We start from the raw sequence: 15,039 nt of genomic DNA on the forward strand, positions 1-15,039 counted from the left end.
ATAACTTATTCACTTACCGAGTAATGTGATAACAGATAGAATAATTAACAAATAAAAAAGAGGGCTATTCCCCTTATTAACGCAACGGCAACAACAGCTTTTTGATCTGCGAACGTGAGACTAAATACACCAACCCAATAGCCAGCACAGGTAAGCCTAACCACATAAATGGATGTAAGCTAAACGGCAGTTCAAAACCTTTCACCACCAGCAAACCAACAACAAATTCAGCGCCTATGGCTGCAATAATACCAGCTAATAACGCGATAATGCCGTATTCAAACCACAAGGTAGCGGCAATACGTTTACGGCTTGCTCCGAGTGTGCGATAAAGCTGAATTTCTGTTTGACGCTCTGAGATACTCAAGCGTAATAAGGTCATAATGAGTAGTAACCCACTCAGTACACCTAAGCCAGCTAATACCGTAAGTGACCAGCTCACTTGGGCTAATAAAGCTTGAATCCGTGTTGCCATCATACGTAAATCAAGCACGCTCACGGTTGGATAATTACTGGCTAAGGTATTAAGTAAATCGCTTTGCTGATCATTAACTCTAAAACTCACTAACCATGTAGCAGGAAACGATTGCAATACATCTGGAGTGAAAATGAAATAGAAATTCGGCTTCATGTTACGCCATTCCACATCACGAATGCTGTTTACAGTGGCGTTAAATTCTAATCCACCAACGGTAAAAGCCAGTTTGTCACCCAATGCAATGTTTAAGCGTTTCGCTACACCTGATTCGACTGAAACACCAGAGCTACTTCCCCAGTTACCCGCAATCACGTCATTGTGAGTCGGCAATGTTTTCGCCCATGTGAAATTTAGCTCTCGACGTAACGACTCATCACGAGAGCGGCTATTTTCAGAATCACTATCTGCTTTTTGTTCCCCACTACTATTTTCTTCATTCGAATAAAAACGTTCTTCGTTAATCGCAACCAATCGTCCGCGCGTCACTGGGTAACCCTCTGAACGCTCCAACTTGTTCTCATCCAAATAAGCTAAATAATCTTGTTGCTGTTCTGGTGCAATATTAAGTGCAAACACGTTAGGCGCATCAGTAGGTAAGGTATTTTTCCAATCTGCGAGTAGCTCATTACGTAATAATCCAATCACAGCTAATAGCATTAACGAACACGTCAATGCCGCCAATTGCGTCGCGGTTTTCGCTTTACTACGATTGACACGACTTAACGCCAAAGCATAAGCAGAGCCAAGCTTAATCTTCTTAAGTAATGCGATAGCAGCAAGGCCAACTAAAGCCAGTAACACTAACAGTGCCACCATGCCCAATAAGGTGAGCCAAACAAATACATTGCTACCAATCCACCATACCGCTGCAAAAACAGGAAAGATCAACAACAACCATATAGCTGAGAAGTTAGATGTTGGAGTCTGGGTTGCTTGTACCGTATTCATTGCAGAAGCATTCACTAAACGAGAAAGTGGAATACCCAATGCTGGTAATGAAATGAAAAGAGCGAGCAGTAAGCTGATTACTAATGGCGCAAACCCAATAGTCGGTAATTCATCAGGTAACAACTGTTGCAGTGGATAGCGCAGTAACCATTCAAGCCCAAAGCCCAATAACAAACCAACAGCAATCGCGACTGAAAACACAACCGCAATTTGTTGTAATAACCATCGCCATAAAAAGCGTCGACTGGCGCCAAGGCTCTTCATCATCGCGACTGACGTGATCCGCGTCGACGCATAGTGCTGACATGTAAGTACTAAGGTTGCTGATGCCATGAGAACCACCAGCACTAGAGTCAGCGATAAGTATTGCCTTGCTCGCTCAATAAAATCGCCACTGCGCCCTGCATCATTTTCAGTTAACCAGCGCTGGCTTGGGGTTAACTTCATCGTTTCACGAATATCAGCAAGATCAGAATCTGAGCCGGAGAAATAGTAGCGATAGCTGATCCTGCTACCTTCTTGAATCCCGCCAATGGCAGCAATGTCTTGATTGTTGATCAATACTGCTGGCATTTGGCTAAAAGGGTTAAAAGACAACTCAGGATCTTCTAAGATTCGTCCACTAATGGTTAGCTCCCCATCACCCAGCATTAGTGTATCGCCCACTTTGACATCAAGTAGCGAAAATAAACGTTCTGATAACCATAACTCACCGGGGTTCACATGATGGTGCATAGACTGATCAGACGCTTGTAATCTTAAATCGCCACGCAATGGAAATTTCGCATCAACAGCTTTAACACTGACTAACTGCATCCCGTTATCGCTAAATGCCATGGTGCCAAAGCGAGTTTGCTGTGAGGTGGTGACCTTATTGTTTGATAACTTTTGTAAATCTACCGCTTGCGATGACTTCAATACCATATCTGCCGCTAACGCAGAGCGACCTTGCGAAACTATGATCCCTTCAACACGGCTTACCAATGCAGATAACGCAAATACGCAGGCTATTATTAAGCTCAGTGCCAAGGTAACTAACCATAACTGACCTTGTCGGATTTCACGCCACGCCCAACGTAAAAAGAACGGACGTTTTTTCATCGAAAGTGAATCACTCTGCATGACGTTTATCCCTCGCGAGTTTGCCGTTATCTAATCGCATAATTCGATCGCAACGAGCCGCTAATGTATCGTCATGGGTGACAAGCACCAGTGTTGTACCACTGTTTTTATTAAGCTCAAACAACAACTCAATGATCATGGCTGCGGTGTGCTGATCGAGGTTTCCTGTTGGCTCATCAGCAAATAAAATTTTCGGTTTGATCATAAAAGCGCGAGCTAACGCGACGCGTTGCTGTTCACCACCGGATAACTGACTCGGTAAGTGGGTTTCTCGCCCTTTCAAACCAACAACCGCAAGCAATTCTTTTGCTCGCTCAACATCCACCTCATTATCTTGGATCAAACACGGTAACGTGACGTTCTCCAGTGCATTTAAAGTCGGTAGTAATAGGAAGTTTTGAAACACGAAACCAATAGATTCACTACGTAATTGAGCGCGTTGTTCATCATTTAACGTAGAAAGGTTATGACCAAGTAGCTCTATTTGACCTTGTGTTGGTACATCGAGCCCTGCCAGTAACGTCATCAGTGTTGATTTACCCGCGCCAGAGACGCCAACAAGAGCAATAGATTCTCCTTGCTCGACCTCAAGCGAAACATCCTGCAAAATAGTCATAGGCGACAAGGTAGTCGTGACTTGTTTTGAAACTGAGTGTGCCTTAATTACGGAGACAGACATGATACGAATCCTTTCATTGTTGATGCTGGTGTTTTCATCCACCGCATTGAGTCAAACACTGTTAGTTCTTGGCGATAGCCTCAGTGCTGGTTATCAGATGCCAGCAGAGAAAAGCTGGCCTGCACTTCTGCCGCCACTGTTAGAACAGCAAAAGCAACCAACAACCATTGTGAATGCGAGTATCTCTGGCGATACCAGTGGTAATGGGTTGGCACGATTACCAGCATTATTAGAACAACATAAGCCTGATTTTGTTTTAATCGAATTAGGTGCGAATGATGGCTTACGTGGGTTTCATCCTAAAATATTACGTAATAACCTTAGCCAAATGATCAATGAGATCCAAAAAGTGGGATCACAGCCACTATTAATGCAAATTGAAGTCCCACCGAATTATGGTAAACGTTATAACGAACTGTTTCGCAATACTTATCCATCATTAAGTAAAGACACCAATGTGCCTTTATTGCCGTTTTTTCTTATCGATATTATTGTACAACCAGAATTGATGATGAAAGATGGCCTTCATCCAAACGCACAAGCACAACCGCTGATCGCTCAATTTATGGCAAAGCATCTTCAACCTTATCTCAACAAGGAAAGCTCACAGTGACACAATCTATTTTAATTACAGGGTGTAGCTCTGGTATTGGCTATTACTGCGCAAAAACACTGACTGAGCAAGGCTTCAACGTCGTTGCTAGCTGTCGAAAATCAGAGGATGTAGAAAGGCTCAATCAAGAAGGTATTCGCTGCGTTCAATTGGATGTTACTTCTGAATCATCCATCACTGAAGGTTTAAACCAAGCACTAGCCATTACGGACGGAAAAATAGATGTGTTATTTAATAATGCCGCTTACGGACAACCCGGCGCATTAGAAGACTTACCGACTTCAGCTCTACGTGAACAATTTGAAGCGAACTTCTTTGGCTGGCACGAACTAACCAAACAAGTCATCCCACTGATGCTTGCCCAAGGTTACGGTAAAATTGTACAAAACAGCTCTGTGCTGGGATTAGTAGCTATGAAATATCGCGGCGCATATAACGCCAGTAAATTTGCAATTGAAGGCTATACCGATACCTTACGTTTAGAGTTAGACAATACGCCGATCAGTATTTCTTTGATCGAGCCGGGGCCAATTGAAAGCCAATTTCGCGCTAATGCAAAACGCATGTTTGAACGTCATATTGATATGAAAAACTCTCGTCATTATGACAACTACCAAGACACCCTCTCTCGCCTTGGTAAAGAAGAGGTAACCAACAAATTCACGTTAAAACCAGATGCTGTATTACGCCCACTATTAGACATCATTAATAGCTCTCGCCCAAAATCACGCTATTACGTGACACAACCGACTTATATTTTTGGTTTTCTACGTCGTATCCTACCAACATCACTTCTTGATAAGTTACTGATAAAAAGCAATTAATAAATAAAAAAAGCTGCTTAAAATCCATAAAATTTAAGCAGCTTTCTCATTTTATAAAAGTGCTGATAAAAACAACATTTATAAAATCAACAATGATTAATACGCTGATTTATAACCAGTAAACATAAAAAAACACTCACTCCAGTTAAGAACCTCACCCAGTATGATATTTTCCACAAAACGTAATATTACTGTCATATAACAAATGTAATGTGATCCCATAACTTAAGCTAATTATCAAACTTAGCTATTTCTTCATTACGTTTAAGGTGTATATATGACATTGCGCCAAATTAACTTACTGTGTGCGTGTATTACGTTAGCGCTTTTGCTGGTATTCGGAAATTAATACTGTTCTTTCTCATTTTTTAAACACTTACTGATTTCTGTTTCATTATCTCAACTTGATCCACATCGATTCATCCCCATATATTTGGTATAGCCTTTCAAATAGTCAACGGATCGAATTACATGTACCAAAATACTGCGCTAGAAATTAATGAACAAAATCTGCAACAGGTTATCGAGCAATCGATGCAAACGCCTGTTGTGATCAGTTTTTGGGCGCCATCGATGCCTGAAACGCTAGAAGTGAATGCAACGCTAGAAAAACTGGCTCGCGAATACCAAGGGCAATTTATTCTTGCTTCACTAAACTGTGAAACCCAACAAATGGTCGCTTCTCAGTTTGGTGTCCGTGGTTTACCAACTGTTGCTCTATTTAAAGATGGTCAACCTGCTGATGGCTCTGCGGGACCACAAACAGAGCAAACATTACGTGAAATGCTTACTCGTCATCTGCCAAGCCAAGAAGAACTCGCATTAAAACAAGCATTAGTATTAGTTGATAATAAAGAGTATGCCCAAGCTCTACCGCTACTTCGCCAACTGTCAGCACAACTTCCGAATGATAGCCTAGTAAAACTCGCTATCGCAGAGTGTCTGATTGAAACCGCTTTGTTTGATGAAGCCGAGCCAATTCTTGCAACAATTCCAATGCAAGATCAAGATGCACAATATAAAGGCTTAGTCGCTAAATTAGAATTACACAAACAAGCGGGTAACTCGCCAGAGATTCAGCAACTAGAACAAAAGCTAGCGGCCGATCCTGACAATGTTGAATTACGTTATGAACTCGCCGTGCAATACAGCCAAGTAAACCGTAATGAAGAAGCGCTAGAGTTATTGATTGCAATTTTACGTAAAGACATGAACTTCTCTGATGGTAATGCAAAGAAAACCATGATGGATATTCTTGCAGCATTAGGTCAAGGCAATCCAATTGCGGCCTCTTACCGCCGTCAGCTTTACTCTTTGATGTATTAATTCGACAAAGTATAAATAGCAAAAAGCCCGATACGCTTTTAACTCTAAGAGTTCACGTATCGGGCTTTTTCGTATTTATTTATCGTAAAATATTACTTCTTACGATCACGCAGTGCAGACGTTAAACGCTTACGCTGACGCTCTTGAGAAACAGTTAGCTTCTGCTTCTTAGTCTCAAATGGGTTTTCGCTATTCTGGAATTGAATACGAATAGGTGTACCCATCATTTCTAATGACTTACGGTAGTAGTTCATTAGGTAACGCTTGTATGAACCAGGAAGATCATTAACTTGGTTACCGTGAACCACGATGATCGGTGGATTATAACCACCTGCGTGCGCATACTTAAGCTTCACACGACGACCACGGATCATTGGTGGCTGGTGATCATCTTGTGCCATTTGCATAATACGCGTTAGTAACGATGTACTAATACGCTTAGTTGCAGACTGGTATGCTTCAATCACTGACTCATACAAGTGACCAACACCGGTACCATGAAGTGCTGAAATAAAGTGAATACGCGCAAAGTCAACGAAGCCTAAACGACGGTCAAGTTCAGACTTAACACGCTCTTTCACTTCGTTATCCAAGCCATCCCACTTGTTCACAGCAATTACCAATGAACGACCTGCATTTAGCGCAAAACCTAATAAGCTTAGATCTTGATCTGAAATGTTTTCACGCGCATCGATCACTAGCAATACAACGTTTGCATCTTCAACCGCTTTTAACGTTTGAATAACCGAGAACTTCTCAACCGCTTGGTGCATGTTCTTACGACGACGGATACCAGCAGTATCAATCAGAACGTACTCTTGACCATCACGTTCCATTGGAATGTAAATAGAGTCACGCGTCGTTCCCGGCATATCGTAAACAACCACACGCTCTTCACCTAAAATACGGTTAGTTAGCGTTGATTTACCAACATTGGGACGACCAATGATTGCAAGCTTAATTGGCTGCTCTTGAAGACGCTTATAGGCAGCTTCAGCATCTGCTTCAGAAAGGTTTGCTTTCTCGATATCTTCAACAGAAGTTAGATCTTCGATAGAAACTTCTTGCTCTTCGCCGTTTTCAGCAAGCTCTGCATTCAGTTTGTCAGAGAACGGTGCTAATGCACGTTCCATTAGAGCCGTTACACCACGGTTTTGGGTTGCTGCAATTTGATACATTGCATCAACACCTAAACGCCAGAATTCAGCACAAGCACTATCTGCATCAATACCATCAACCTTGTTTACCACAAGGAACGTTGGCTTTTCACGGCTACGTAAATGTTTAGCAATTGCTTCGTCTGCTGCCGTTAAGCCAGCACGACCATCTACTAGGAACAGAACAACATCAGCTTCTTCAATCGCTGCTAATGACTGTTCAGCCATTTTTGTTTCAACGCCTTCCTCAGTACCATCAATACCACCGGTATCGATAACAATGAATTCATGCTCTTCTAGCTCTGCTCTACCGTATTTACGATCCCTAGTTAAGCCAGGAAAGTCAGCAACAAGTGCATCCCTTGTGCGAGTAAGACGATTAAATAGCGTCGATTTACCCACGTTCGGGCGCCCGACTAGGGCAACAACAGGAATCATAACTACCTCTTACTTTTCATAGTCTTATTGACATTCTTACCGTTCATTCTTGCCTCCAGTTCACATTTTTGAGAACCTTCATCCGACAATAATATATTCAACGGATATAACAACAACGGCTCCAACTACGTATCGCAGCTGGAGCCGACAAATTAATCTAGCGACATTATACCGTTTTATTGCGGTATTTGCATTTTGTTGATTTCACCATCTCGGGTCACAACAATAAAGCCATTATCGTCTAGTGCAACAGGCGGTACAGCAATACCACTGCCGTCTACTGATTCTTGAGAAACAAACTCGCCACTTTGGGTATCAAGCCAGTGTAAGTAACCTTCAGCATCACCCACAACTAAATAACCATCAATCACAGCAGGTGCACTTAGCTGACGATATTGTAAATCAGTGTTCTGCCATAGCTCTGTACCACTACGCGCATCAACAGCAACAATATGATCTTTCGCTGTAACTAAGAATAGCTCACTACCATCAATCACAAAGTCAGTCGCTGACGAATAGTTACGTTTCCATGCGATCTGACCAGAGCGAAGATCGATCGATACCAAAGACCCATTATAACCAACAGCATATAAACGATCGCCATCAATAACAGGAGAAGCATCAACATCAACTAAACGATCAATTTCTGTTGAACCTTTTGGTGCTGCAATCGATTGTTGCCACAACATACGTCCATCAGACATTAATGCGCCAGCCAAACGCCCATTCGCTAAGCCCCAGAACACACCACCAGAAACAGCAACAGGTGAACTATCACCTCGTAATGTCAAGGTTGGAACTTCATTACTGACTTGCCATTTAGAAGCACCAGTTTCAGAATCAAGTGCTTGCAGCACACCCAAACTAGTATTAACAACAACTAAGCCATCAGAAACAAGTGGTTTTGATAGAACTTCACCTGCAACAGTGGTACGCCATACTTCTTTACCCGTCTCTGCATCAAGTGCAATGACTTTAGCATTGGCTGTACCAACGAAAAGTTTACCATCACCTAAAACAAGTCCACCAGTCAACAACGCGCTGCTGTCTTTTTCTAGATCAGTTTCCCATTCAACTTTACCATTTGCTGGATTAAGTGCTTCGATCAAACCATCACGATCTGCAACGTACACTTTATCTAACCCAACAACGGGGGTAAGTTTTGAGTAATAACCAGAAACACCGTTACCTACGCTACGGCTCCAATCTGTTTTTGGTGTGAAAGTATTATCAACCTTTGGCAATGGTGCCATTTGAATTGAATCGACTTCACTTGCACAACCCGATAGCACGCTTACTGCAACAGCAACGGCCAAAACACGTTTTAACACCTTATGCATCATCATCTGCCTTATTGCGCTAAATCATCAAGCTTCATTTGCAGCGCAGGTGATGAACCTTCTTGCTGAGCTTCTACATATGCTTCACGTGCACCAATGATATCACCTTTTTGTAGCAGGATATCACCACGCAGTTCAGCGACTTTTGACTTCCAGCTTGGTACTGTTACTTTTTTAAGCTCAGCCAATGCTTCATCAAATTTTTGTTGCTCAGCATAAATACGAGCTAAACGTGTTGTTGCTAATGGCAAAATGGCTTCATCTTTGGTGTGATTAATCACCCATTGAAGTTGCTCAACCGCACCATCCAGATCTTTATTATCTACCTGAACTTTCGCTAGCTGTAGTGCTGTCAGTACCGCATATTGACTATCTTTATTAGCATCAATAAACGTTTTTGCTTCAGCGACTGCGTCTTTGCTGTTTTCATCAAGCGCAGAAACAACTTGTGTGTAGCTATCAGATGCAACGTGTTTTGCAGCATGTACTTCAGACTGGTAGTAACGCCAGCCCCAAAGACCACCTAAACCAATCACGGCACCTAGAACAACGGCTTTGCCGTTCTCTTGCCACCACGATTTAATCGCTTCAACCTGTTGTTCTTCTGTGGCGTAGTCGTTCACTTCCTGTCCTCTCTTAAATCAGTGCTGCCAGTTTTGCAGCAACCTCATCCTGTGCCATGGTCGTCTGCTCACCGCCGTGTAAGTCTTTTACTACTACGGTGTTCTCAGCAATTTCATTTTCTCCAAGAACTAATGCAACAGCTGCGCCAACGTTATCAGCGCGCTTAAATTGCTTCTTGAAGTTACCGCCACCAAAGTGCGTCATCACACGTAAACCTGATACTTCTGTACGTAGCTTCTCAGCCAGTGTCATACCTGCAGCCAGTGTACCTTCACCCGCTGTGACCACGTAAACGTCTACTGAGCGACGAACTTCGTCTTGTTCTAGTGCTTCCATTAGTAATACTAGGCGCTCAATACCCATAGCAAAACCAACAGAAGGTGTCGCTTTACCACCCAGTTGTTCAACTAGACCATCGTAACGACCGCCACCACAAACAGTACCTTGTGCGCCAAGGCTCTCTGTGATCCACTCAAATACAGTACGGTTATAGTAGTCTAAACCACGTACAAGACGTTCATTTACTTGGTATTTGATACCAGCAGCGTCTAATAGTTCACATAAACCATCAAAGTGTTCTTTAGATTCTGGATCTAAGTACTCAGAAAGCTTAGGCGCATCAACTAGGATTTCTTGAATTGCGGCATTCTTGGTATCTAGTACACGTAATGGGTTGGTGTACATACGACGTTTTGCATCTTCATCAAGCACATCTAAGTGTTGCTCAAGGAAAGCGATTAATGCTTTACGGTATTCTGCACGTGCTTCTAGTGAACCGATTGAGTTCAACTCTAGACGAACGTGTTCGTGAATACCTAACTCACGCCATAAACGTGCAGTCATCATAATAAGTTCAGCGTCGATATCTGGACCGTTAAGACCAAATACTTCCACACCTACTTGGTGGAACTGACGGTAACGACCTTTCTGTGGGCGCTCATGACGGAACATTGGACCAATGTACCAAAGACGCTGTTCTTGGTTGTATAGCAAACCATTTTGAATGCCAGCACGCACACAGCCCGCAGTCCCTTCAGGACGTAGCGTTAAGCTATCACCGTTACGGTCTTCAAAAGTGTACATTTCTTTTTCAACAACGTCGGTCACTTCACCGATAGCACGTTTAAACAAATGTGTTGATTCAACAATCGGCATACGAACTTCATTGTAACCGTATGCACTAATCACTTGTTTAACTGTACCTTCGACTTTTTGCCAAAGTGGAGATTGTGTAGGAAGGCAATCGTTCATGCCTCGAATTGCTTGAATTTGTTTCGCCACGTTTATTCTCGTTAACCGCTGGGTATTAGAATCGAATATATAATTTCTTTTTGAAATAGTGAACCATGCTCACCGATATGAGCATGGTTTTTTGATTATATATCTTGTTGTTTTACATCAATGCGATTGTTTTTATCTAACATTGATGCCTTTGCTCGAATTTTACTCTCAAGCTGATCGATCACATTGTCGTTATCAAATCGCTCTTTTTGACGAATACCGTCTTCATAAAAAGCACTCTTACGGTTGCCGCCAGCAATGCCTAAGTGAGACACTTCTGCTTCACCAGGACCATTCACCACACAACCAATCACTGAAACATCCATTGGAACAACGATATCTTCTAAGCGTTGTTCTAACTCGTTTACCGTGCCGATAACATCGAACTCTTGGCGTGAACATGTTGGACAAGCAATAAAGTTGATGCCACGAGAACGAATACGTAATGATTTTAAGATATCAAAACCAACTTTGATTTCTTCAACGGGATCGGCTGCAAGCGAGATACGTAAGGTATCACCAATTCCTTCAGACAAAAGCATACCCAAACCAACGGCGGATTTAACCGAACCAGCACGTGCACCACCGGCTTCGGTAATACCAAGGTGAAGTGGTTGAATAATTTGCTTTGCAAGCTGACGATATGACTCAACAGCAAGGAAGACATCGGACGCTTTTACGCTGACTTTAAATTGGTCAAAGTTCAAACGGTCTAATATTTCCACATGACGCATTGCGGACTCGACCAAAGCTTCAGGTGTCGGCTCACCATATTTTTGCTGGATCTCTTTTTCAAGAGAACCACCATTTACGCCAATACGGATAGGAATGTTTTTATCACGAGCACATTCAACCACTGAGCGAATACGATCTTCACGACCAATATTACCAGGGTTAATACGTAAACAATCCACACCGTATTCAGCCACTTTAAGTGCAATGCGGTAATCAAAATGAATATCAGCAACCAGCGGAATATTCACTTGTTGCTTGATCAATTTAAAAGCTTCCGCGGCATCCATCGTCGGTACAGAGACACGTACAATATCAGCACCAACTTTTTCTAATGCCTTGATCTGTGCAACAGTAGCTTCAACATCTGTTGTACGAGTATTGGTCATCGACTGAACGGCGATAGGTGCACCATCGCCAATAGGAACATTACCGACATAAATTCGGCTCGATTGACGGCGTATAATTGGTGATTCGTTATGCATTGCTCTTTCTCTACATTACTGCGGTAGCTTAAGTGTTACTGGCTTAGACACAGGGTAACGACTTAAATCAAAAGGTTGACCTTTAATGTTAATTTTAACGGCACTAGGTGCGCCAAGTCGAACACGAAATGGTGCTTTACCTTCTAAATCTAATACTTGACCAGCTTTCTTGATACCAGACTCTAATCGTTTACCCGTTGCATCACGAACATCTATCCAACAATCAGCTGAAAACTTTAACTGTAACTGTGGTGCTGTTGCATCAACAACAGGTGTTGCAGTAGCTGTTGATACTAATGTTGAGGCTGTTCCAGCATTCTCAGCTGGTGTTGTTGACGCTTCAGTTGTTGTACCCGTTGCAGTCGTCGATGCGGTTGTTGGAGATGAATCTGTCGCAGCATCAGCAGATGTTGTCGATGCTGCGGTATTTTGTTCAGTACTAGTTGGTGCTGAGTGATCAACATCGGTATCAACCGTTGCTGGTTGAGTAGCACTGATTGATGCATCATCACCATTTAAAGTTGTAACTATCGTATCATCAGACCCCTGCTCTTGCTTTTCATGAGCAACGGTTTGATCTGCTGTGGTTGTTGTCGCTACTGGCGCTTGTTCTAAATGAATATTTTGCCACCACCAAACAGCGGTTACACCAACAAAAACAGCAGCAAGAATCCATGTTAATCCCATAATTCGACTATCATGTGCTTCACGTTTAGTTCGACGTGAAAAGCTTTGCATTTCTTGAGCTTTTGGCTTGGTGTGCCCACATTTGTCAAGCAAGTCTAATACAGCTTCTTCTTCCAAGCCGACATATTTTGCATATGAACGCACATAGCCACGCGTAAACGTGGCTAATTGGGCTTGATCAAATCGATTGTTTTCTATGTTATCAATAACAGAAAGTCGCAACCTCAAACGGTTCGCAATGTCCTTTTGTGAATAGCCTAGTTGCTCTCGAGCTTGACGGAGTACGTCACCTGGAAGCTGTGTTCCTTCTGTTATTTTTTGTTCTTCATTATTTTCAGTATTCATTGGCCAAATAATTCTGATATTGCAGAGAATCTGGGTATTTCTCTTTCAGCAAAATAGCGTATTTTTTTGACTGCGTTAAACGTCCAGCTTGTCTTTCCAACTGAATGAGCAACCACAAACTGTCTGCTGTGTACCCATATCTCTTATTAAATTTGAATAACTGTACGCGAGCATCTTTGAAATTGTTAGATTCAATTTCAACTTGCGCCAGTTGCAACATAGATCTCGGTCGGTACGGGTCATGGGAAAGCGCATTTTCAAAATAACCCGTCGCTGCTTCTAAATTACCTTGCTTACGACTACATAAGCCTGCATTTTCATAACTTGCCGAAATCAGATAATAATAAGGTTGTTCAATCGCTTTAACAAAAGCGGCAATGGCTTCATCGTAACGCCCTTCACTACACAAGAATACACCATAGTTATTCAAAACATCGCCATTTTTAGGTGAATGTTTTAATGCTTTTCGGTACATTTTATCTGCAGCGTCTTTTTCGCCAACTTTTTGATAATAATAAGCCATCGAAATTTGTGCACGGTAGTAATCAGGATCATACCTTAATGCTATTTCCAAATTTTCTCGTGCACGCTCCCACTGGCCATCTTTTAAATAGTTTAGCCCTAGGTTCAATCTCGCTTCTGAGGCGGCTTTGGCATCAAATTCTTTACCATTATCTACCACATCAACTGTGGCACAGCCTGTAAATAATAGGCATGACAACAGTGGATATACGCTCCATCGTACCATTTTCGCTCACCTCAACATCCATGTGAAATTGCGCAGTTATTTGTAGTAGCCTGTTTTTAGACCGCTTTTACTGCAATTTGTTCACCCGTATTTAATTTTGCTTGGGTACGCTTAGTACGGTCAATAACATCCCCTACTAACTGACCACAAGCCGCATCAATATCATCACCACGTGTCTTACGAACCGTTACTGTGAAATCGTATTCCATCAGTGTTTTCATAAAACGATCAATACGAGAATTACTTGGCTTTTTATATGGTGAGCCAGGGTACGGGTTAAACGGAATTAAGTTAATTTTTGCTGGCGTATCTTTTAATACTTTAGCTAATTGACGAGCATGCTCCATGTCATCATTAACATGATCTAACAGAACGTATTCTACCGTTACTCGACCACGGTTCGCATTCGTTGAATTCACATAACGGCGAACAACATCCAAAAATGTTTCAATATTCCAACGATCATTGATTGGCATGATCTGAGAACGCAGCTCATCCGTTGGTGCATGCAATGAAATAGCTAAAGCAACATCAATCGTATCAATCATTTGCTCAAGGCCAGATACAACACCCGAGGTTGAAACTGTAACGCGACGCTTAGATAAACCAAAACCTAAATCATCAAGCATAATTTCTAATGCAGGGATAAGGTTTTTCATGTTCAATAATGGCTCACCCATTCCCATCATTACGATGTTGGTGATTGGACGACGACCCGTGTCTTTTTGAATACCAACTTCTTTTGCTGCACGCCATACCTGACCAATAATTTCAGATACACGTAAGTTACGGTTGAAGCCTTGTTGTGCTGTTGAACAGAATTTACATTCTAATGCACAGCCAACTTGTGAAGAAACACATAATGTTGCGCGATCTTCATCAGGAATATAAACAGTTTCAACATCTTGATCGCCAACACGCATGGCCCATTTAATCGTCCCGTCCGTTGAATACTGAGCTTCAGATACATGCGGCGCACGAATTTCAGCTACGCGCTTTAATTTTTCACGTAACTTTTTATTTATATTGGTCATTTGATCGAAGTCATCACAACCGAAATGATAAATCCATTTCATGATCTGATCTGCGCGGAATGGCTTCTCATTAAGTTCTTCGGCAAAGTATTTACGCAGACCTTTGCGATCGAAATCCAGCAGATTGATTTTGACAGTTGTCATCGGTTGGTGCCTCACTAAAAATGACTATTGCTGC

Annotated in this window: 13 protein-coding genes; 3 read left to right on the plus strand and 10 right to left on the minus strand. The window is 42.2% G+C overall.

Going from position 1 to position 15,039, the window contains the following annotated elements:
* Nucleotides 1-76: 76 nt before the first annotated feature.
* Together CTN01_RS16190 and CTN01_RS16195 are read right to left on the minus strand one after the other, a co-directional pair.
* Nucleotides 77-2,548 (minus strand): ABC transporter permease, encoded by a 2,472-nt coding sequence (locus tag CTN01_RS16190; RefSeq protein ID WP_045148240.1) that lies wholly within the window; start codon nt 2,546-2,548, stop codon nt 77-79.
* A complete protein-coding gene (locus CTN01_RS16195) occupies nt 2,538-3,227 on the minus strand; it encodes an ABC transporter ATP-binding protein (RefSeq protein ID WP_045148239.1) in 690 nt (229 codons plus the stop codon). The genes CTN01_RS16190 and CTN01_RS16195 overlap by 11 nt, the downstream gene beginning before the upstream one ends.
* Between CTN01_RS16195 and CTN01_RS16200 the strand changes: the two genes are divergently transcribed.
* From CTN01_RS16200 to CTN01_RS16210, 3 genes are all read left to right on the plus strand, one after another.
* Complete coding sequence (locus CTN01_RS16200) at nt 3,226-3,840, plus strand: arylesterase (RefSeq protein ID WP_107342192.1); 615 nt, start codon at nt 3,226-3,228, stop codon at nt 3,838-3,840. The genes CTN01_RS16195 and CTN01_RS16200 overlap by 2 nt on opposite strands.
* On the plus strand, nt 3,837-4,664 hold the full coding sequence (locus tag CTN01_RS16205) for an SDR family oxidoreductase (RefSeq protein WP_045148237.1): 828 nt from the start codon (nt 3,837-3,839) through the stop codon (nt 4,662-4,664). The genes CTN01_RS16200 and CTN01_RS16205 overlap by 4 nt, the downstream gene beginning before the upstream one ends.
* A 471-nt stretch (nt 4,665-5,135) precedes the next feature.
* Entirely contained in the window at nt 5,136-5,990 is an 855-nt protein-coding gene (locus CTN01_RS16210) for a co-chaperone YbbN (RefSeq protein WP_045084273.1), read from the plus strand.
* 92 nt (nt 5,991-6,082) lie between these two features.
* Here the strand turns inward: CTN01_RS16210 and der are convergent, their stop codons facing one another.
* The 8 genes from der to rlmN form a co-directional block, all read right to left on the minus strand.
* Nucleotides 6,083-7,585 (minus strand): ribosome biogenesis GTPase Der, encoded by a 1,503-nt coding sequence (gene der, locus CTN01_RS16215; RefSeq protein ID WP_005369260.1) that lies wholly within the window; start codon nt 7,583-7,585, stop codon nt 6,083-6,085.
* Nucleotides 7,586-7,761: 176 nt separating this feature from the next.
* Nucleotides 7,762-8,925, minus strand: a complete 1,164-nt coding sequence (gene bamB / locus CTN01_RS16220; RefSeq protein WP_045148236.1) for an outer membrane protein assembly factor BamB — start codon at nt 8,923-8,925, stop codon at nt 7,762-7,764.
* Nucleotides 8,926-8,936: 11 nt separating this feature from the next.
* A complete protein-coding gene (locus CTN01_RS16225) occupies nt 8,937-9,548 on the minus strand; it encodes a YfgM family protein (RefSeq protein ID WP_045148235.1) in 612 nt (203 codons plus the stop codon).
* Between the two features lie 13 nt (nt 9,549-9,561).
* Entirely contained in the window at nt 9,562-10,830 is a 1,269-nt protein-coding gene (gene hisS, locus CTN01_RS16230; RefSeq protein ID WP_045084276.1) for a histidine--tRNA ligase, read from the minus strand.
* Nucleotides 10,831-10,925: 95 nt separating this feature from the next.
* On the minus strand, nt 10,926-12,047 hold the full coding sequence (ispG, locus tag CTN01_RS16235; RefSeq protein WP_045148234.1) for a flavodoxin-dependent (E)-4-hydroxy-3-methylbut-2-enyl-diphosphate synthase: 1,122 nt from the start codon (nt 12,045-12,047) through the stop codon (nt 10,926-10,928).
* Between the two features lie 15 nt (nt 12,048-12,062).
* Nucleotides 12,063-13,079: a cytoskeleton protein RodZ gene (rodZ, locus tag CTN01_RS16240; RefSeq protein WP_045148233.1), complete on the minus strand. Its 1,017-nt coding sequence runs from the start codon at nt 13,077-13,079 to the stop codon at nt 12,063-12,065.
* Nucleotides 13,069-13,827, minus strand: coding sequence for a type IV pilus biogenesis/stability protein PilW (gene pilW, locus CTN01_RS16245; protein WP_045148232.1), 759 nt, complete (start codon nt 13,825-13,827; stop codon nt 13,069-13,071). The genes rodZ and pilW overlap by 11 nt, the downstream gene beginning before the upstream one ends.
* Before the next feature lie 56 nt (nt 13,828-13,883).
* Complete coding sequence (rlmN, locus tag CTN01_RS16250; RefSeq protein ID WP_045148230.1) at nt 13,884-15,005, minus strand: dual-specificity RNA methyltransferase RlmN; 1,122 nt, start codon at nt 15,003-15,005, stop codon at nt 13,884-13,886.
* Nucleotides 15,006-15,039 lie beyond the last annotated feature (34 nt).

It is taken from the genome of Photobacterium angustum, from assembly GCF_003026365.1.
Classification (GTDB): domain Bacteria; phylum Pseudomonadota; class Gammaproteobacteria; order Enterobacterales; family Vibrionaceae; genus Photobacterium; species Photobacterium angustum.